19 protein-coding genes are annotated in these 19709 nt (G+C 42.3%); 7 read left to right on the top strand and 12 right to left on the bottom strand.

Going from position 1 to position 19709, the window contains the following annotated elements:
* Positions 1-292: 292 nt before the first annotated feature.
* Positions 293-1075, bottom strand: a complete 783-nt coding sequence (locus tag NSS77_RS14190; protein ID WP_342469320.1) for a class I SAM-dependent methyltransferase — start codon at positions 1073-1075, stop codon at positions 293-295.
* Positions 1063-1494, bottom strand: coding sequence for a BrxA/BrxB family bacilliredoxin (locus NSS77_RS14185; RefSeq protein ID WP_342469319.1), 432 nt, complete (start codon positions 1492-1494; stop codon positions 1063-1065). Before NSS77_RS14185 ends, NSS77_RS14190 begins: the two co-directional genes overlap by 13 nt.
* A 370-nt stretch (positions 1495-1864) precedes the next feature.
* Here NSS77_RS14185 and NSS77_RS14180 point away from each other — a divergent pair, with 370 nt between their 5' ends.
* On the top strand, positions 1865-2080 hold the full coding sequence (locus tag NSS77_RS14180; RefSeq protein WP_342469318.1) for a hypothetical protein: 216 nt from the start codon (positions 1865-1867) through the stop codon (positions 2078-2080).
* A gap of 129 nt (positions 2081-2209) precedes the next feature.
* On the opposite strand, the gene wecB is transcribed toward NSS77_RS14180, so the two are convergent.
* A complete protein-coding gene (wecB, locus tag NSS77_RS14175) occupies positions 2210-3307 on the bottom strand; it encodes a UDP-N-acetylglucosamine 2-epimerase (non-hydrolyzing) (RefSeq protein ID WP_342469317.1) in 1098 nt (365 codons plus the stop codon).
* 168 nt (positions 3308-3475) lie between these two features.
* Here wecB and NSS77_RS14170 point away from each other — a divergent pair, with 168 nt between their 5' ends.
* Positions 3476-4648 (top strand): glycosyltransferase, encoded by a 1173-nt coding sequence (locus tag NSS77_RS14170; RefSeq protein WP_342469316.1) that lies wholly within the window; start codon positions 3476-3478, stop codon positions 4646-4648.
* Between the two features lie 35 nt (positions 4649-4683).
* Here the strand turns inward: NSS77_RS14170 and NSS77_RS14165 are convergent, their stop codons facing one another.
* Together NSS77_RS14165 and NSS77_RS14160 are read right to left on the bottom strand one after the other, a co-directional pair.
* Entirely contained in the window at positions 4684-6336 is a 1653-nt protein-coding gene (locus tag NSS77_RS14165) for an IS1182 family transposase (protein ID WP_342468636.1), read from the bottom strand.
* A gap of 98 nt (positions 6337-6434) precedes the next feature.
* A complete protein-coding gene (locus tag NSS77_RS14160; protein WP_342469315.1) occupies positions 6435-6569 on the bottom strand; it encodes a hypothetical protein in 135 nt (44 codons plus the stop codon).
* A gap of 73 nt (positions 6570-6642) precedes the next feature.
* Here NSS77_RS14160 and NSS77_RS14155 point away from each other — a divergent pair, with 73 nt between their 5' ends.
* From NSS77_RS14155 to NSS77_RS14140, 4 genes are all read left to right on the top strand, one after another.
* Positions 6643-6915 (top strand): Parvovirus coat protein VP1-like protein, encoded by a 273-nt coding sequence (locus NSS77_RS14155; RefSeq protein WP_342469314.1) that lies wholly within the window; start codon positions 6643-6645, stop codon positions 6913-6915.
* 215 nt (positions 6916-7130) lie between these two features.
* Positions 7131-7703, top strand: coding sequence for a TetR/AcrR family transcriptional regulator (locus NSS77_RS14150; protein ID WP_342469313.1), 573 nt, complete (start codon positions 7131-7133; stop codon positions 7701-7703).
* Between the two features lie 97 nt (positions 7704-7800).
* Positions 7801-10056 carry a YhgE/Pip domain-containing protein gene (locus NSS77_RS14145; protein ID WP_342469312.1) on the top strand — a complete coding sequence of 752 codons (2256 nt, stop codon included), beginning with the start codon at positions 7801-7803 and terminating at the stop codon, positions 10054-10056.
* Between the two features lie 294 nt (positions 10057-10350).
* A complete protein-coding gene (locus NSS77_RS14140) occupies positions 10351-10776 on the top strand; it encodes a gamma-glutamylcyclotransferase family protein (protein ID WP_342469311.1) in 426 nt (141 codons plus the stop codon).
* Positions 10777-11008: 232 nt separating this feature from the next.
* Here NSS77_RS14140 and sfnG read toward each other — a convergent pair whose 3' ends face one another.
* The 4 genes from sfnG to NSS77_RS14120 form a co-directional block, all read right to left on the bottom strand.
* Positions 11009-12085 (bottom strand): dimethylsulfone monooxygenase SfnG, encoded by a 1077-nt coding sequence (sfnG, locus tag NSS77_RS14135; protein WP_342469309.1) that lies wholly within the window; start codon positions 12083-12085, stop codon positions 11009-11011.
* A 645-nt stretch (positions 12086-12730) separates the two neighbouring features.
* Entirely contained in the window at positions 12731-14320 is a 1590-nt protein-coding gene (locus NSS77_RS14130; protein WP_342469308.1) for an FMN-binding glutamate synthase family protein, read from the bottom strand.
* Between the two features lie 348 nt (positions 14321-14668).
* A complete protein-coding gene (locus NSS77_RS14125; protein ID WP_342469307.1) occupies positions 14669-15418 on the bottom strand; it encodes a diphthine--ammonia ligase in 750 nt (249 codons plus the stop codon).
* A gap of 6 nt (positions 15419-15424) precedes the next feature.
* Positions 15425-15721, bottom strand: a complete 297-nt coding sequence (locus NSS77_RS14120; protein ID WP_141602566.1) for a DNA-binding protein — start codon at positions 15719-15721, stop codon at positions 15425-15427.
* A 354-nt stretch (positions 15722-16075) separates the two neighbouring features.
* Between NSS77_RS14120 and NSS77_RS14115 the strand changes: the two genes are divergently transcribed.
* Positions 16076-16822 (top strand): hypothetical protein, encoded by a 747-nt coding sequence (locus NSS77_RS14115; protein WP_342469306.1) that lies wholly within the window; start codon positions 16076-16078, stop codon positions 16820-16822.
* An 86-nt stretch (positions 16823-16908) separates the two neighbouring features.
* Here NSS77_RS14115 and tatA read toward each other — a convergent pair whose 3' ends face one another.
* Genes tatA through NSS77_RS14100 form a run of 3 tightly spaced genes read right to left on the bottom strand, consistent with a single transcriptional unit; the run spans position 16909 to position 19558 of the window.
* Positions 16909-17079, bottom strand: coding sequence for a twin-arginine translocase TatA/TatE family subunit (gene tatA / locus NSS77_RS14110; RefSeq protein ID WP_096550910.1), 171 nt, complete (start codon positions 17077-17079; stop codon positions 16909-16911).
* Positions 17080-17103: 24 nt separating this feature from the next.
* Positions 17104-18819: a GMC family oxidoreductase gene (locus NSS77_RS14105; RefSeq protein WP_342469305.1), complete on the bottom strand. Its 1716-nt coding sequence runs from the start codon at positions 18817-18819 to the stop codon at positions 17104-17106.
* Positions 18820-18832: 13 nt separating this feature from the next.
* Positions 18833-19558, bottom strand: a complete 726-nt coding sequence (locus NSS77_RS14100; RefSeq protein ID WP_342469304.1) for a gluconate 2-dehydrogenase subunit 3 family protein — start codon at positions 19556-19558, stop codon at positions 18833-18835.
* Positions 19559-19709: the final 151 nt, after the last annotated feature.

The raw sequence follows: 19709 nt of genomic DNA, 5'->3' as shown, positions 1-19709 counted from the left end.
ATCCGAGCAAGCGGGATAGCCATCCGAGCAAGTCGGTGCTCTATTCACGCATGTTGTCCCTTTATCTGCATATGGGATGGGATAAATCAACCGCTCCATGAAAGTTGTATCTGCGCAAAACTTGCTAGCGTACAAAAAGTTGTATCTGCACTAAAAGCCTATCCATCCGCACCAAAACAGTGTTCATTCCCCCATAAAAATCCTCCTACGCCAAATCATTCATCCCACAAGAAACCATCCGAAATAAAAAAGAGCGAATGAATTCCTCCGCTCTTTTTCAATCACAATACATCTATTTTCCCAACACCCCAAAATGAAACTTCGATGTGAGGCGCACCTTCCGCTCAAAACCGAAGTCTTCAAAATGGGTGGAACGGAAATGGGCTTTCAACACAACCCGCTTCTTCGCCACACGGTAGGCTTCCCTCACCCATTCCTCCGTCAATGGATGGTGGCTGCCCACTTCCCGTAACGATTCAAAGTTGATGGATTCTTCTATTAACTGTTCGAACATCGGATCCAGATAGACGACATCAAAGGATTCATCCGGTTGCCGCTTCAAAAATCCGACAGCTTCCCCATGAATGACCTGAATCCGCTCCATCGCCTGTTTCAAATCGGAATCCGCCGTTTCATATTCCTTCAATCCCCGGCGGACGATATAGGCGATAACGGGATCGACTTCCAGGCCGGCCACTCTGCCCTTTTCCCCAACCGCGTAAGATGCGACGATGGAGTCCGAGCCGACCCCTAATGTACAATCAAGAAAGGAATCGCAGTTTTGCAACGCACAAGCTTCCAAAAAAGGTTCCGTTTCCCCTCTTTGCAACCGCTTCAAACGGAAAGCCGCCGTGTCGGGATGAAAAAAGAAAGGCGTAGAAGAGCCTTTCCCATAATACTCCAACCGGTTTTTTCCGGCGACGATCACATTGGCATCATAGATTTCGCTCAATTTGGCCACTGAACGTTTCTTTCTGGGTACAACTTGTAGATTTAATTCCTCACTCACTAGTTTTGCCAGTTGGAAAGATTCCTCATCAGGTCTCCCCGCTGTCGTGACGATTACGCGCCGCATGCCTGTTTCAACACGCCCACGATATGGTCACGGATTTGTCCCACTTCATACCCTTCGATTTGTTCTCTTGGAATGAAGTATTCCAATTGGCCATCACGCAAAATGGCAATGGATGGAGAGCTTGGCGGAATCTCTTCAAAATAGGAACGCATCGCGGCAGTCGCTTCACGGTCTTGTCCCGCAAACACCGTCACTAAATGATCCGGTTTGATTTCTTTGATGGCTTCCCGAACTGCCGGTCTAGCGCTTCCCGCAGCACAGCCGCATACCGAGTTGATCACCACAAGAGAAACTCCCTTTGTCGTTGCCATAAACTCATGCACTTCATCCGCCGTTGTCAATTCTGTAAATCCGGCATCCACCAATTCTTGACGCATCGGTTGGACGATGGCTTTCATATATTCTTCATAAGCATTCATCGTTTCGCACCCCTTTATATTTTTTGGTAAATACAATTATATCAAGGTTTTCACCATATTCATAGGAATTTGATTTTCATAGTATTTCCGTTTTTTGTGACTTGAATGTTTGGAATACGAGAAAATCAACTTTTAAATCGGTTTTACATATAGAAGGAGATGAATTCAATGCCCGATCAAACAAGTGATAGATAATCATACAGAGAATGCAATAATAAAACTCGGTCACAATTGCCACATGACTAAACAAGTGCACATTCAGAATTTTGAAAAGTAAAAAAACGAAATTACCATATATTTACCAATTTAACTAATATTAAACATATTATATAATCGTATTATCAGTTAAACAGACGGAGGTTCGGATCTATTGGAAATAAATTTAACATTTCTCATTTTGATGATTTTTTTCCTGCTGTTTGCCCAATATGTAATTATTGAAACCGCTGTAAGAAGGGGAATTGATGCTTCGGAAACCAATAGAATATTAGAAAAAATGGCAAAGATCATTCAAGAATCAAATTCCGAATATAAGGAATCCGAAGAACCAATAAGTAAAGACGACAAAAATGAACATAAGAATTAATAAAAAAGGAGAATCTGATTTCACTTCCATTCTCCTTTTTTCTATATCAAAGCCAGTTTCATATCTGCATCTAAATATACGGCCACCTTCAAAATTGAACTAGAAGGCGCCCCTTCTGATGAAAAGGTCTTATGCATACCGTTCAACAATTGCCTGGCATATGCGGAGTGCCGCCTTTCCATCCCCGAACACCTGAGGTTGCGTTTCATTCAGTGAGTCCAAATTCCGCGAGGCCTTTTCCAGAATCGACTGGATGTTGATGGGGCATAGACAATTCCAGCCATTTTCCAACGTTTCAATCCATTCCGTCTCATTCCTCAACGTGGTGCATGGGGTTTTCAATAGATAGGCTTCTTTTTGTAGGCCGCCGGAATCGGTGACAACCATATAAGCGTTTTTTGTCAAATACAACATCAGCAAATAACCCACCGGCTGAATGATGATCACATTTTCAAACGAAATGTTCAACTCCCCCACCAATTTTCGTGTTCTTGGATGCAGCGGGACAAGAACGGGTTGATCCAACATTTCAAGCGCGGTGAAAATGCATTTCAACTTCATCAAATCGTCGGTGTTTTCCGCCCGATGAACCGTGGCAAGATAATATTCTTTTTCCTTTAATTGAGGCAGATGCGGATTATCGGCTTTCAACACTTCCAGCCATTTTCCATTTGAATAAAACTTATTTGAAAGATTCATGAACCGATTGACCGCATCGGCCATGATATCCCCCGTCAACAGGACCCCGTCCAAGATCCCTTCCCTTTTCAAATTCTCCACGGCCGTTTTTGTCGGACAGAATAACAGATCCGAAATATGGTCCGTCAATATCCGGTTTTGTTCTTCCGGCATTTGTTTATTGTAGCTCCTCAACCCCGCTTCCACATGGAAAACAGGAATATGCAATTTGCTTGCCGCCAGAGCACCTGCCAACGTGGAATTTGTATCTCCGTAAACAAGCACCCCGTCCGGCTTTTCTTTCAAAAGCACCTGCTCGATTTTTTCAAGCATCCTCCCCGTCTGATACCCATGACTGCCGGAACCGACACCCAAAAAATAGTCCGGTTTCGGAATCGCAAGTTCTTGGAAGAAGATGTCAGACATATTTTCATCGTAATGTTGCCCCGTATGGATGATGATTTCTTTATGCCCCTTCCGAAACATATCTGAAAACGGGGCGGATTTGATAAATTGCGGACGTGCGCCGACAATGGTGACCAGTTTCAACCAAGATCCACCTTTCCGGAAAATGAGTTTCTAAACTATCTTATGTCTAGCTGCAAATGTTGTGACTCTCTATTTTTTATTGAAATATTAGGAAAATGAATCAGCTCTTATGGAAGATGAAACATAGCATAGGATGATGAAATGAAATAGATTTTTGGAGGAATCCGGATGAAAGTTTGCAAATTGATCAGGAAACATTCTTTCAAAGATATCCGCGTCTTTGAAAAGGAAGCGATCAGTCTGAAAAAATTGGGATACGATGTCACCATTGTGGCCGGAAAAACGAACGGTGCCGTTTTTGAACCGAATCTAAAAAGAATCAAAGATCCAACTTTTAATCAAGACCAATTTGAATATAAAGGCATCAAGTTTTTAACCTATGACATCAAAAATATGTATAATCCCCATATCGGCAAAATGGTCAACAATTTGGAAATGGATACGCAAAATTATTTTGTTGACAAGTTGTATGAACGGGCGTTGGCTGTCGAAGCCGACATTTATCACGCCCATGAATTGCACACGTTGTATGAAGCCGTACAGATTAAAAAAGTTCTCCGAAAAAAAGGGAAAAACGTAAAAGTGATCTATGACGCCCATGAGCTGGAGCAAAACAGCAAATTGCTGAGATTATTGATGAAGGAAGTGGATCATCTCATAACCGTTTCCGATTCCATTAAAAATATTTATCAACGAAGATATCCAGGCGTGCCCGTCACCGTCATCTACAACTCCCCTTTATACCAGCAGGAATTGCCAAAGGATGAACATTTTCAGCACTACTTTGTCATTGCCTATGAAGGCGTTGTGCAGTATCAAAAAGGGAATCCGAAAAAAATATTACAAATCGCCGATCTTTGCAAAAATTCGATGAAAAATTTCCGATTCGATATTATCGGCTATATCGATCCGACCATTTCGTATAATGAAAAGAAATTGATCAGCGGTCATCCTGCAATCCATTGCAAATGGGTGGAATATGAAAACCTGCCCAAAGAATTGAATCAAGTCCATGCAGGTTATATTTACTTTGATATCAGGAATATAAACAAAAAATACGCCTTGCCCAACAAGTTTTTCAGCTTTTTGAATAACGGCATCCCTGTCGTAGTGAATCGGGCAATGGACATGAAAAATATCATTGAGAAACATCAATGCGGCATCGTGATAGATAAAGACGATCCAACCGCCGAAGAATATGTTGAACAGTTTTTACGCTTATACAAGGATCGGAAAATGCTTGCCCGGATGAGTAAAAACGCACGGGAAGCGATGAAAAACCATTATTGTTGGGAGAAGATGGAAGAGCGTTTGGCTGCAATTTACAAAGGGCTGAAATAATGGCCCCATACGAAAGAAAAGTGGCTGGGACAAAACTAGCTTCTAGATAGGAAAAAGGAGAATTTGAGCCAACTCAAATTCTCCTTTTTCCATTTATCCCCATTATTTTTGGTTAGTTGATCTTTGTTGGCCGTGTATTTTCGTAAATTCACGGCCATTAAGGCAATGCCCATTTCATTTTCCACTTTCGATTTTCCTCGAACGGAAAATCGAGTGAAACGCAAATTAGCCTTCAAGAATCCAAAAACTGGTTCTACGTCTATTTTACGTTGACGGAAAATAGAACCAGCTTTTTCTTCTGAAAGCTTCGCTCTTACATATTCTTTTTGTTGTTCCCATTTTTCATTCACCATGACCTTTCGGTGATTGCCTTCCTTTGCTTTTGTGCATGATGAACGAAATGGACATCCTGAACAGTTTTCACATTCATAGATTTTCAATTCTCGTTTGAAACCAGTCTTATCTGTACGTACAGAACGATAACGGAAGGTTACTCGCTGCTGATTTGGACAAATGTAGGTATCACTTTCTTCGTCGTACATCCAATTGTCTGGATGAAATGGATTTTGTTTATATTTCTTCTTTTGTTCTTTCTCATACATGGTATATGGAATGAGTGCCTCACATTTTCGATTCGAAAGGATGTCTTCATAGTTTTGTTCACTACCATAACCAGCATCTGCGACAATATACTTTGGCAACGGAAAATAATCCTTTTCTATCTTATTCAAGAACGGAATTAATGTACGTGTATCAGTAGGATTTGGAAAGATGCTATAAGCTAGTGCGTATTGACCTTCTGTTGCGATTTGTACATTGTATCCAGCTTTCAATTGACCGTTTTTCATATAGTCGTCTTTCATTCGCATGAACGTTGCATCTTGATCTGTTTTGGAATAACTGTTCCGTTCCCCCAAGATGTCCAAGTCTTTTTGGTATTTTTGTTTTCGTAGAATGAAGTCTATTAATTGTTTGTACGCTTGTTTTGGATATTTTCGTTCGCTTCTTAATGCTTTTCGTTCTGTGGCATCGGGCGATGTTTCTATCTTTTGGTCATATTCCTTAATGACTTCATCGACTTGTTGCACCATTTGAGCGAGTTCTTCAACGGACAGTTCTCCCTCATTTTCCCGCTCCATTTCAGGGATGATTTCTTTTTCTAATAGTTCGTTGTATAACTGATTGGACTTTTCAATTAAGTTTTGGTTGTATTTTTCAATGGATTTCTTCCATACGAAAGTAAATTTATTGGCATTCGCTTCAATCTTCGTACCATCGATAAAAATGGCTTCTTGATCGATTAACTTTTCTTCCACCAGTTGGCAACGGAATTGGACAAAACATTGACGAATTAATTCTTTTACTTCCGGATGCACACGAAAACGATTGATCGTCCGATAACTTGGTTCATATCCTTGTGCCAACCACATCATTCGTATACTGTCCTTTAATAGCGCTTCAATTTTTCGACCTGAAAAGACAGACTGCGAATAGGCACACAAAATAATTTTTAGCATCATGCGTGGATGATAAGCAGGACAACCTGTATTTCGAAGAAACGGCTGGAAGGCTTCATCTGGAATACTTTCAACTAAATGGTGAATGTGGAAGGCAATATCATTTTCTTGTAATTTTATTTCTAAATCTAGAGGCAAAACTAATTGATTCATGTTATAATATTTGAACATAAGGACCCTTCTTTCTGTTAGGTTTTGTGTGCTAACTTAATTTTAACAGAAGAGGTCCTTATTTTTTATTGAAAAAATGAAAAACAGCCCATGAAATTTCATTCCAAAATTTCATGGGCTGTTTCCATTTTAGAGGGGGTTTTGTCCCAGCCTCTTTTATCTTTCACAAGCCCATCCGTCGTCGTCCCGGTCCAATTTCGTTTGATAAGCGGAATGGGTGGAAGGAACTCCATTTGTGCCCTCCCCATTCCTGCAAAAACTACATATTATAAATAAACAAATTTTATTGGAAAGGGAGGGTTGAAAATGATGCAACCACGAAAATCTTTATTCGGCATTTGCTATCCCGGTTACCGTTATTGCGGACCAGGCTGTTCCGGTCCGGGTGCCCCGACAAATCCTGTCGACTATTGCTGGATGCAACACGATTACTGTTACCGAATGTATGGACCATCAAGATTTTGTGATGATCTGTTCCAACAATGTCTTGCCCCTTACCAGCATCCATACTTTGGAAAAATGGCAAAGGATGCCCGATTTTTTTCCCGTGTCATGAGATTGCGCAATATCTTTTTCTAACACCAGTCAAAGGACGTTTTCAAGCGTCTTTTTTTATTCAGTAGAATTTGATTCCTCTTTAGTGTTTGTTCCCTCTAAAAGAATATCCACTAAATAAACGTTAAAAACCGTTTATTTTGGTTGATAAATTTGATTGATTGTAGTATAGTACATTACGTGAAACAAATGACCAATTTTGTCATTTGGTCAGTTTTTGATTAATGGAGGTGAATCCAATGGCGATCGACCGAAAACAATTAATCCTGGAAGCTGCGAAAAAATCCTTCTCCTTATTTGGCTATAAGGCGACAACGATGGATCAGGTGGCGAAACTGGCCAATGTCGGCAAAGGAACCATTTATACATTCTTCAAAAGCAAAGAAGAAATTCTGGATGAAATTGTCACTTCCCTGATCCGGGACATGAAGGCCGAAGCGGAAAACGCCATCGATCCAAATAGCCGCTTTGATGAAAACATCCATCGTGTTCTGATAAGGCTTTTGGAATTCCGGAAATCCCATCAGCTCACGATCAAGCTTTTCCAAGAAGAGAGAGAAATTGGAACAAAAGCGGTTGTGGATGTCATTCAGCGGGTGGAGCAAGCCATCATTGACTACATGAAAGGGATTATTCAGGATGCCATTGACCGTGGTGAAATCAAAGAATGCAATCCGGAAATCACCGCCTTTGTCATGCTGAAAACTTATGTGGCCTTAATATTTGATTGGGAACAACATCACCCGCCTTTGGACAAGGAAGAAATGTCCGATTTGTTTAAATTATATTTCTTTGAAGGATTATCGAAATAACTTTTCATTGAAGGGACTCAATTTCAGGAGGGCCCTACATATTTGCTGCAAAATGACCAAATGAACAAAATAGTCATTACTTCTAGGGGGTAACAATGTGAAAAAATCGTCTTTTTTGGCGGAACTAAAATTCCTTCTTACAAACAAAAAAGTGCTCATTTCGGTGATCGCCGTCGCGCTAGTACCTTTGCTTTATGCCGGAATGTTCATCTGGGCATTCTGGGATCCATATGCCAACTTGAACGACTTGCCTGTTGCGGTCGTCAATGAAGATGAAGGCGCAGAATTCGAAGGCGAAAACTTGCAAATCGGGAAAGAACTCGCCGATAAGCTGGAAGACAGCGATGAGTTTGAATTCCATGTGGTTTCCAAGGAAGAAGGATACAAAGGCCTTGAAAACCGGGATTATTATTTGCTTGTGGAAATTCCGGAAAACTTCTCTGAAAATGCAACAACCATCCTCGATGATGAGCCGAAAAAATTGGAAATCAAATATGTGCCAAATGAAAGCACCAACTTCCTTTCAGCCCAAATCGGAGAATCTGCCATGAAAGAAGTGAAAGCGGAAATCTCCAAAAAAATCATTGAAACTTATGCGGAAACAATGTTTGATTCCATCACGGAATTGGCGGATGGCTTGAATCAGGCAAGTGACGGTGCAAGCCAATTAAAAGATGGGATTGCTAAACTCGACGACGGTTCCAAAACATTAAGTGAAAATCTTGCCACATTGGCATCCAAAATGATCGAGTTCAAAGAAGGCGTGAACACTGCTGCCACTGGTTCCAATTCCATCGCCTCCGGTGCCGGCCAATTGAAAGATGGCCTAAAACAAGTGAATGATAATCTTCCAGCGCTGGTGGATGGAACTTCCCAAGTGAAAAATGGCGTCAAACAAATGAAAGACCAACTGCCAGCTCAAGTGGCGGAGGGAATTTCAGAAAATCTCAAAGACAGTGTTAAAGACATCAGTGCTGGAATCGACCAATTGGAAACCCAATTGTCCAGCGAATTATCAACTCAATTGACAACCGGAATCGTCAACGGTCTATCCGGCCAATTGGCGGAACAAACGGTTTCAAATCAATCCCAAACATTGGCGCAAATCAAATCCGCCCTTGTGGCAAACGGCTATATGACGGAAGCGCAAGCGGATGCCTTTATGGCGAAAGTCGCAAGCAATTCACCTTCGAAAGAACAAATCGAAGCGCAATATAAAACTTCATTGCAAGCCCAATTGGAGCCTCAAATATCCGAAGGCATCAGCAAAGGGCTCAACCAAGGATTGACGCAATTTGAAACGTCATTGACAAACCAATTGCTTGGTTCAGCTGACGGCATTGAAGAGAAATTGAAAGCCCAAACTGCCCCAGCCTTTGATCAATTGATTGCCGGTCTTGACCAAATCAACTCCGGTGAACAAACATTGCAAAGCGGGGTAAGCAAACTTTACAACGGTTCCGTTGCATTGAACAATGGCGCCAATGAATTGACTGCAGGCATGAACAAACTTTCTGACGGTGCCAGCCAGCTTCAAGATGGCGCAGGAAAACTTTCTGACGGCGCAAATCAATTGACATCCGGCGCGGATAAATTATTGGACGGTTCAACAGAACTTGCCGACAAACTCGCTGAAGGCGCTGAAAAAGCAGGCACAGTGAATGCCAACGATGACACTTATGATATGATGGGTGAACCGGTCGTTGTGGATAAAGAACCTGTCAATGAAGTGCCAAACTACGGTACAGGTTTCTCTCCATACTTCATGTCGCTCGGCCTATTCGTCGGAGCATTGATGCTTTCCATCGTCTTTGAATTCAAACGACCAGTGATCCGTCCTAAAAACCCATTCGCCTGGTTCGGAAGCAAATTCGGCGTTGTCGCAATCATCGGTTTGATCCAAGCGTTACTGGTAGATTTCATTCTGTTGGTTGTATTAAAACTTGAGGTTGAGAACTTACCGTTATTCATCTTAACGTCCATAATTGTCAGCTTCGTATTCATGGCGTTGATCCAAATGCTTGTTACATTGTTGGGCGACACTGGCCGATTTATTGCAATCATCGTGTTGATTTTGCAATTGACGACAAGTGCCGGAACGTTCCCGATGGAATTGTTGCCAAACGCCTTGCAACCAATCAACGCATTATTGCCAATGACTTATACAATCCAAGCCTTCAAAGCGGCCATCTCAAGCGGAGATATCTCCTACTTGTGGCACAACAACTTCATCCTATTGGGTTACATGGTGGCCTTTATGTTGCTTACAACCGCCTCTTTGGCCATTTCATTCAAACGTCAGAAAGATGTGGAAATGGTGGCTGTGATGCAGTCTCATGGGGATGAAGAATGATTTCTTGGAAGAGTAAATAAAGATGTTAAAAGAAAAGGATAGATGCACGGGGAGCCTGTGTGTCTATCCTTTTTGTTTGGGGCGTGAAATTGATTTAATCGGTCATTAAAAATGTTTTTGGCAAATAGATTTTTTTAGCGGTTGCTTTACAGCTTAAAACTGGAAAACTTTATCAAAACCAGGAGATTAATGAAGTGTTTTTATAACGGCTTTAGATTACAAAAACTCAAGTATTGTTTTTTACCAGTTGATAATGAGTGTTGTTCCTGACACAATGAAATCGGAGGGATTGCAATGAATCGAAATTTCTTTGTCTACGGCACACTGATGACAGGGTGTTCCAATCATCATGTCATCCCCAAAAATGCAATCGAAAACATTCAAAACGCGGCGATTGACAATGTGGAACTATATTCACATATCAGCGGCGAATATCCTTGCATGATCGAAGGAAATTCAACGGTGTTCGGAGAAGTCATTACCATTAAAGAACGTCATTTTCAAAAGGCTTTGCAAGCGATGGACCTATTGGAAGATTACGATGAAAATGCACCAACAAGGGATAACCTTTATATTCGTGAAATCAAAGAAGTTGTGTTGGAAACCGGCGAAAGGATTCAAGCCTATGTGTATATGTACAATCCAATACATAAAGGATTAGGAAAGCGAATCCCGGATGGAAACTGGAAAACGTGGCTGGACAAAAAATGGGAGATGTAGCCATTCCTAAAAGAACCTAATGGCAATCCTCCCTCCTATTTTTTTTACTGAAAGATTACAACAAATCTTACGTTAATCCCTTCCAAAAGCCGCCATTATGCTTTGATCCCTTAAATCCAATCCCATTCATGCTCTTAAAAAATACCGTTTCAAAAATAAAAGCCACCCTATATTCAATAGAGTGGCTGAACCTGTCATTTTTCCATTGAGAGCTTGTACTTGCTTTCTCCCATTACGCATTTTGCAGCTCTAATTTTGCTTCTTTTTCTCTGACTAATGGAATCACTTTTTCGCCAAATGCTTGAAGATCTTTGTCATAATGCAAGAATCCTGTTAACACGATGTTGACGCCGATTTTCTTCAATTCAATAATGCGGTCTGCAACTTGCTCCGCTGTACCAATCAATCCGGTTTTAAATCCGTCATTGTATTGGATCAAGTCTTCATATGAAGAATTCGCCCACATACCTTCTTTTTCATTTGTAGATTGGCCGGCATGTTTCACAGAATCTTTAAATCCTAACACAGCTTCGTGATCTGCTTGTTCTACGATATCACGTAAAACTTGCTTTGCCTCTTCCTCCGTATCACGAACGATCACAAAGCCGTTTACCCCAAATTCAATTTGCCCTTTTCCATTTGCTTCACGAAGGGCTTTAACTTCATCGATTTGCTTTTTAATGTCTTCCAATGAACCGCCATTCATGAAGTACACATCTGATACACGTCCTGCCATTTCTTTGGCGGCTTTCGAATTTCCTCCTTGGAAGATTTTTGGCGTTTTTACCGGTTTCGGCTTTAAAGGAGCCTGATTGATTCGATAGAAGTCTCCGCGATAAGTAAATTCTTCCTCTGTCCAAAGACCACGCAATACTTCAATAAACTCTTCCGAACGGCGATAGCGCTCATCATGGTCCAACCAAGGCTCACCGTATGCGTTAAACTCGCCTTTGAACCAACCGCTGACAATGTTGATGGCTGCACGGCCATTACTGATATGATCGATTGTTGAGATAATTTTTGCCATCACACCTGGATGCCATAAGCCAGGTAATACAGCCGTGATCAGATTTAATTTTTCTGTGGAAGCCGCCAACGCGGATGCAAGAGCTGCCGCCTCCAATTGATTTTCAGCACCATAGCTTGCCAAAAACCGGGTTTGGATTAATACATAATCAAATCCAAGCTTTTCGGCGATTTGTGCATAACGTTTATTGTCTTCAAAGGACCATCCCGTTTTTTGCGGGATTTTGGAAATCACTAATCCTCCACTAACATTTGGTGCCCAGTAAGCAAATTGTAAAGACATGTGTATTCCTCCTAATAATTTATTTTTCCTATTGAAATACTAATGATTATGGTTAAAAAAAATTCGAACCGTTAAAAAGAAGTTGCTGCCATGAACAAACTTTAGTGCTTGATCGATCACATGAACGCCCGGCTTATCAAACAATCAATTGCATACAGAAGCTTCCATATTCATCTAATTACTATTAATTTCTTCAGTTGTTTAATATGCTAAAGGATTGTAATTATCTTAAACAATTTTTCTTAAAATTTCAATATTTCAATTAATTTATTTTTTTAATTTTACTAATAAAGTAAATATTTCTTATTTTATTACTTTGATTATATGGGTATTAAGGTTGATAAATTTGGGGAAATTCATCTATTGCGTTTATGACCACAATATTCTTAACCTTGTCTTTAATTTTAATTCTTTCCTTAATCTGCATCCGCTTATTTAATCGTTCAACATATGGACCAGCTTTTATGAGGTTCGTGTTCCCCGGATCAGTACTTTGCCTCCAGCTTCCTTCAGATTCCGCTTCTCTCATGTCTACCATCGTGGTTTAGTACTTGCATCTTAAAGTTCAGGCGCAAATCAGACATGTATCAAAGGCTGGCCCCTCATCAAGAGTGGATGCCAGCCTTTTCATTCTTGCGATCCTAATTATTTTTCCAACAACGTTTGATAATACTCCTCCAGCGGGAACACCCGGCCTTTTTCATCTTTATAAACCACATGTTCCGGCTTGAAGTGTACCGGTGAATCAATGCCGCATGCCGCAGCGATGCGGAAAAGCCCTTCCCTTAATGTGATGACATAGTTGGCGGTGCGGTATTTCTTCTCATCAATGACCAGCGCTTTCTGCAAATCCGGATCTGTCGTTGCGACACCCACAGGACATGCATTGGAATGGCATTTTAATGCCTGAATGCAGCCCACTGTAATCATAAAACCGCGGGCGATATTGACGAGATCCGCCCCCATGGCAAGGGCAATCGCAATCCGGTCTGCGGAGAACAGTTTGCCGGAAGCGATGATTTTCACCCGCTCCCGCACGCCATGTTTGACCAGAGCATTCTGCAACAATGGCAAGGCGGCCTTAAGCGGCAAACCGACACTATCAGCCAACTCCTGATACGTCGCACCCGTTCCCCCTTCGCCGCCATCCACCGTGATGAAATCCGGACCTTTTCCCGATTCTTTCATCGCCTTGGCTAATGCTTCCGCTTCATGCGGGCTTCCGATGACCACCTTCATGCCCACCGGTTTCCCCGATTTTTCACGTATTTGTTCAATGAAATCAAATAACGTATGGAAATCATTAAACTCTTTGAAACGGTTCGGGCTATCAATGGAAGTATAAGGTTCCACCATGCGGATTCTTGCAATTTCCTCCGTCACTTTTTCGGCATCAATGTGGCCGCCGCGGGTTTTAGCCCCCTGAGCCAATTTGATTTCGAAGGCTTTCACCTGCGGAATTTGGCTTTTCTCCACCAATGCGTCCCAGTTGAAATTCCCTTCTCTGTCCCGTACGCCAAATAAACCGGGACCAATTTGCATAATGATATCCACATTGCCCTTCAGATGATAATCGGAAAGTCCGCCTTCCCCGGTGTTCATCCATGTCCCTTTCGCAATGCCGAGACCCTCGGACAACGCAGTAATCGCATTTTTGCCCAGGGCACCGTAACTCATTCCGGACATGCCGATTTGTCCTTTGACAATGAATGGATGCTTCGTATGTTCCCCAATCACAATGGCATCATCATCATGCAAGAGGAACGCCTTTGATTCATGATCTTCCCATTTTTCTTTCCTTTGTCCAAATAAAGGCTCATTCAATAGAATGTACCGTTTCGTTTTCACCCTTGTTTCCTGATCCATTTTCAATTCTTCCGTCAGTTTCGGAAACATGGAATTGCGGATATAAAAACCGGGTTTCTCGAAATCCCGCAATGATCCAAATCCAATCACATCCCGTTTATATTTGGCAGACTTCACAATGGTTTGATATTCAAATCGGGAAAAGGGCTTCCCATCTGTATCATGATCGAATAAATATTGGCGCAATTCGGGACCGATTGTTTCAAATAAGTACCGCGCCCTGCCGATAACCGGATAATTGCGCAACACCGGATGTTGCTTTTGGCTGCGGTCAATAAAATACAAATATAATCCACTGACGATAAAAACTATGAAGATGAAGCATATGATTACCGAACCGACAATAATCAACACATCTGCGAGATTCAATAGCGCTACCTCCAATAAAAACCGTTATTCATCCACATATCTTAGATTTCTCAAGTATAGGTAAAATATTCAATTGATTATTTGGGCAAAATGCTTCCTTTCTATTGAAATTCCCTTATTCCGATGCCCATAAACACCAGAGAATGTCCATTTTTCGCCATAAACGAGCAAATCGGATCTTATTAAATTCAGTAACTTGCATATTTTTTCATGCCCGTTTCCGCCGGTGGGAATGGTTTTATGTTGTGTATAAATGGCAATAATTCGATGCACCGAAATGTAGCGCCCTTTGGATAACCAAAAAGTTCAGGGACATTGCTAACTGCATTAAGCATGCGATATTTATTACTATTTCAATTTCAACGGCAAAAAGACATATTCATCTTTACGAATGATGTCCAACTTTTCCACTTGAATCGGCGCCGAAAAAATCGGACCATCCAACACCGTTGTATGAAATTCCCCTGCTTCCCCGCATGGATCGATGGACCGTTCCACAAGCTCCTCTATGTAATCACGGGTCAATATTCTTCCCAAGTCATCCATGCGCATACCCATTGATAAATTCACTGTTGTCACCATGGCCACAAAACCAGAATCAACAAATTCCTCGACAATTTCTCGACGCTCTCTGTGCCAAAGGGGCATACATAAATCAAGCCCCACCTTATTCGCGACGTTTTCGTGCCAAGAACCGTGGTCAGGTACGTCCACATCGCCGGTTACGAGCACTTCCGCCCCTTTTGCTTTTGCCTCCTTCAATAACTGGATGAACTTTTCTTCATAGGTTGTCCAGCTGGCGGCGCGTGTAAAGATGGGACAGCCTATGGCACGGGCTTGCGCTTCCAAAAATTCAGGTGACAATCGGTGGGAGTAGGAGAAGTGATCCGTTTCATCCAGCATCCCGATCAGTCCAACCGGTTCTCCTGCTTGTATGGCTTTATATAAAGCGAGCGTACTGTCCTTTCCACCGCTGAAGGATGCGATAAATTTTTTATTCTTTATTTTAGTAATCCAATCATTCACTTTACATACAGCCTTTCTTTCTATAATAATTTTTTCATCATGCCGGGCTTGGATATCGTTTGGTTGAATCATTCAAAATTATTTTTGTTGTTCCATCCCCAGATTCAATAACCATTCACGCAATTGGGCCTTTGGATAATACACTTTGCCATTGATCAAAATATGCGGAATGTCAGGATGCTCCTGGATCAATGATTTTGCATCTTCTTTGGAAATCCCCATAAAATAATGCACATCCCGTTCATTGATCAGTTCGTAATCGTCATCATCCAATGAATCCAGTACATCGGGTCTTTTGAAATTCTTTAAACCTTCCCCAATAAAATATCCAGCTGCCGCAATTCCCAATGCTAAAATGAAATAATTCCAATCCAACCCTTTTCCTCCTTTGATAACGATGTTGTTAACCACATTTTACCACAGTCTCCAATGTAAATTGAATGTGTATTTGTATCCAAAGAGGAAATAATATTGGATTCGCATAAAGGAGGGGAATCATTTTCTTCTGCTCTAAAAAAGGAACTATACGCACCAATTGGGATTTTATCTGCACGAAAAGGGTCTCTATATGCACGAATTTAGATTCTATCCGCACCAAAGGGGTTATCAAACGCACGAATCGATACTTTATCCGAACTAAATGCTGTACCATCCGCACCAATTAAGACACTATCCGCACCAAAGAGGTTATCAAACGCACGAATTGATACTTTATCCGAACCAAATGCTGTGCCATCCGCACCAATTAAGACACTATCCGCACCAAAGGGGTTACCATACGCACGAATCGATACTTTATCCGAACTAAATGCTGTGCCATCCGCACCAAAGGGGTTATCAAACGCACGAATCGATACTTTATCCGAACCAAATGCTGTACCATCCGCACCAATTAAGACACCATCCGCACCAAAGGGGTTACCATACGCACGAATTGATACTTTATCCGAACCAAATGCTGTACCATCCGCACCAATTAAGACACTATCCGCACCAAAGAGGTTACCATACGCACGAATCGATACTTTATCCGAACCAAATGCTGTGCCATCCGCACCAATTAAGACACTATCCGCACCAAAGGGGTTATCAAACGCACGAATTGATACTTTATCCGAACCAAATGCTGTACTATCCGCACCAAAGGGGTTACCATACGCACGAATCGATACTTTATCCGAACCAAATGCTGTGCCATCCGCACCAATTAAGACACTATCCGCACCAAAGGGGTTATCATACGCACGAATCGATACTTTATCCGAACTAAATGCTGTACCATCCGCACCAATTAAGACACTATCCGCACCAAAGGGGTTACCATACGCACGAATTGATACTTTATCCGAACCAAATGCTGTACCATCCGCACCAAAGGGGTTATCAAACGCACGAATTGATACTTTATCCGAACTAAATGCTGTACCATCCGCACCAATTAAGTTTATATACGCACGAATGAAGGGAACTCTATAATTGAAACTGCCTTCCCCCCATCCAAATCCATTGAAAACGAAAAAGGCCACCCGGAAAACTGGCCGTTTCCAGGTAGCCGCGCCATCTTACTCATCTCTTTGATTCTCTTCCACGATTTTCTTTGTCCCATTTTTAAATTCCCTTAAGGTTTCCCCGACTGCCCTACCCAATTGGGGCAATTTACTTGGGCCAAATAACAAGATGGCTATGAATAAAATAATGATGAGTCCCGGTATTCCAATGGAGGGTAGACTCAAACAATCACCGCCTCATTCAAAACATTAAACCAATAATCCGCCCTTTTGCAGATATAAATCAATTCCTTCAGCCGCGCGATATGCCAATGCCCCCACCGTATCTGTCGGATTGTAGCCGGAGTTGTGGGGGAATGCGCTGGCCCCCGGAATGAAGACGTTTTCAAAATCCCACATTTGCAAATAATTATTCAATACACTCGTCTCCGGGCTGGACCCCATGATGGCGCCACCGGTATTGTGGGTGGATTGATAAGGAACGATATTATAAGGCCCCAACGTTTTTCCTGCTTGAATAATGTCCGCGCCCATCTCTTTCATGATTTTTTCCGTTTGTTCCCCTAAATACGCCACCAGCTGACGATCCTGCTCTTCAAAATCAAAGGTGATCCGCAATAACGGCAGTCCGAAAGCGTCTTTATAAGTCGGATCCAAATCGAGATAATGGTGCCGGTATGGCAAACTTGCTCCTTGGGCACCGACGCTTAATACACTGTTGGCATATTTAATGGATTGTTTTTTAAACTCCGCGCCCCAGGATGGCGTACCAGGAGGCGTCGCATTGTTGGCGATCGGTCTTCTGCCGGTCTGGGTGATGGAAATATTGGCCCCGTGGAGGAAGTTCAAATCCGAATGGTCGAAGTTGTCGCCATTGAAATCATCAAGACAAGCCCCCAATGCTCCTGCGCCGGCATACAAATTGAATTGTTTATTCTCAAAGAAGCCCTGTGCGGATGCGCCGAATGTTTGATAGCAGTAGTTTTTGCCGACCACCCCTGTACCCGTGTTCGGATCATATGGTTTGCCCATTTTTGAAATCAACAGGAGCCTCACATTATTTAACGCATAGCTCGTAATGCCCACCACTTCCGCAGGTTGGATATATTCTTCCCTTGTGATCGTATCAATATATTTGACTCCAACCGCTTTTCCATCTTGATGGAGGATCTCCACCACATTGGCGTGCGTGCGCAATTCAAAGTTGCCTGTGTTCAACGCAACCGGAATCACCGTATTCAGCGGATCGGCTTTTGCGGCATATTCACAGCCGAAACGTTCGCAGAAACCGCAGTATTGGCAAGCGGGACGCGAGATGTTGTCCGGATTTGTGTAGTTTTCGGATAAATTGGCGGAAGGCATCATGTATGGGTGCAAGTTTAATTTTTTCGCTGCTTCGAAGAATAATTCGAGGGCTGGGGTTTTCTTCATGGGAGGAGTCGGGAATGGATTGGATCTCGGTGCGCCCAATGGAGCTTCATCTCCTGAAACGCCGATCGTTTTTTCGAACTGGTCGTAATATTTTTCAAATTCAACATAGGTGATGCCCCAATCCTGCAACGTCATTTCTTCCGGTATTTTGGACTTTCCGTACCGTTCCACGGTTTTTGTATATATTTCAAAATCGTATGGTAAGAAGCGAAAGGTTTGTCCGTTCCAATGCGTTCCGGCACCCCCCACATTATTCCCCAATAGGAAGGAACCGTATTGTCTCATCGGCAATGCCCGCATTTTTAGATTGTTGCGGAATGTAACGGTTTCTGTTGAAAGATCCTGCATCATTTCGAATCGGTGGGCAAACCGCAATTCATCATGCATCATTTGAAAGTCGGCAAGCGTCTGATTTTTCCCCCGCTCCAAACCGACGACTTTATATCCCTTTTTCGACAATTCCGCTGCCAAAATTCCACCTGTCCATCCCATTCCGACAAGCACGACATCCGTTTTTTTCAATTCTTTCGCCAATCACAATCACCTTTCATGAATGATGTTGGGAATGTAAACTTTGCGGTTCAATCACAACAAATTCGTCTTTATCGATAATGTCTGCAAAACTCATTTGATGTCCCGGAAATTTTTTCATTCTCCATCCTTCCATATTGCGGTTTCCACCGTATAACGGATCGGCATACACGCCTTCCAAAGTCGCACTGCGCAACAGCGAGAAGAAATAGGATGAAGAAACCCCTTTGATTTCGACTTCCCCTTTTTCAAAAGCTTGTAAAATCTCATCTTGCTGTGAACCTTCCAAGCTGGTGAAAGATTGGTTGAATCGTTTCTTTGCTTCGTTTTGGAGAGCTTCAATGCCCAATCGGAAAATTTGTTGTTTGTTCAAGTGCCCTTGATACCCCTGGGTCGGTTCGCCCGGATAGAAAGGTCCTTGCCGATATTCTTTGGAACCAGTCCCCCAGGCACCCGCCAACTGATGATCGATGAAATAAGAAACCAATAATTCCTTTGCTCCCGGGCCATTTTCATCTTTCGGGAAAATCCTCTCCGCCGCCGCATCGATTACGGCGTGTTCCGTTGGGGTAAAAAACATGAGCGCTTTGTTATACTCGGTTGTCTCAACGTGGTGATCCCCTTTTGGCGTTTCCTTGGAGGAAGACATATTCGCAGCGATCGTTCCTACGATCCCGCCGCCCAGTGCCATGCCCCCAATGGCCAATCCTGCACCTTTCAAAAATTCTCTTCTGGAAACCAAACAGATACCCCCCTTTTTCTTCACCTTATGGTTCATGAAATCCACTACCTGCGCGATTCCAACGAACTGAAGCCGCTCCCCTTCCGAACCACTCCTTTTACACTACTGTTCAGTTCCTATTTTAGTAATTGGAAGTATTATGTATGACCTA

It is taken from the genome of Ureibacillus sp. FSL K6-3587 (assembly GCF_038593165.1).
Taxonomy (GTDB): Bacteria; Bacillota; Bacilli; order Bacillales_A; family Planococcaceae; genus Ureibacillus; species Ureibacillus suwonensis.
Note: the sequence above shows the minus strand (reverse complement) of the source record. Positions and strands in the feature narration are given on the sequence as shown.

Coding starts and splice junctions, on each gene's coding strand:
- NSS77_RS14190 (WP_342469320.1), bottom strand. CDS start 1,075: ATGCGGCGCGTAATCGTCACGACAGCGGGGAGACCTGATGAGGAATCT.
- NSS77_RS14185 (WP_342469319.1), bottom strand. CDS start 1,494: ATGAATGCTTATGAAGAATATATGAAAGCCATCGTCCAACCGATGCGT.
- NSS77_RS14170 (WP_342469316.1), top strand. CDS start 3,476: ATGAAAGTTTGCAAATTGATCAGGAAACATTCTTTCAAAGATATCCGC.
- NSS77_RS14165 (WP_342468636.1), bottom strand. CDS start 6,336: ATGTTCAAATATTATAACATGAATCAATTAGTTTTGCCTCTAGATTTA.
- NSS77_RS14160 (WP_342469315.1), bottom strand. CDS start 6,569: ATGGAGTTCCTTCCACCCATTCCGCTTATCAAACGAAATTGGACCGGG.
- NSS77_RS14155 (WP_342469314.1), top strand. CDS start 6,643: ATGATGCAACCACGAAAATCTTTATTCGGCATTTGCTATCCCGGTTAC.
- NSS77_RS14150 (WP_342469313.1), top strand. CDS start 7,131: ATGGCGATCGACCGAAAACAATTAATCCTGGAAGCTGCGAAAAAATCC.
- NSS77_RS14140 (WP_342469311.1), top strand. CDS start 10,351: ATGAATCGAAATTTCTTTGTCTACGGCACACTGATGACAGGGTGTTCC.
- sfnG (WP_342469309.1), bottom strand. CDS start 12,085: ATGTCTTTACAATTTGCTTACTGGGCACCAAATGTTAGTGGAGGATTA.
- NSS77_RS14125 (WP_342469307.1), bottom strand. CDS start 15,418: ATGATTCAACCAAACGATATCCAAGCCCGGCATGATGAAAAAATTATT.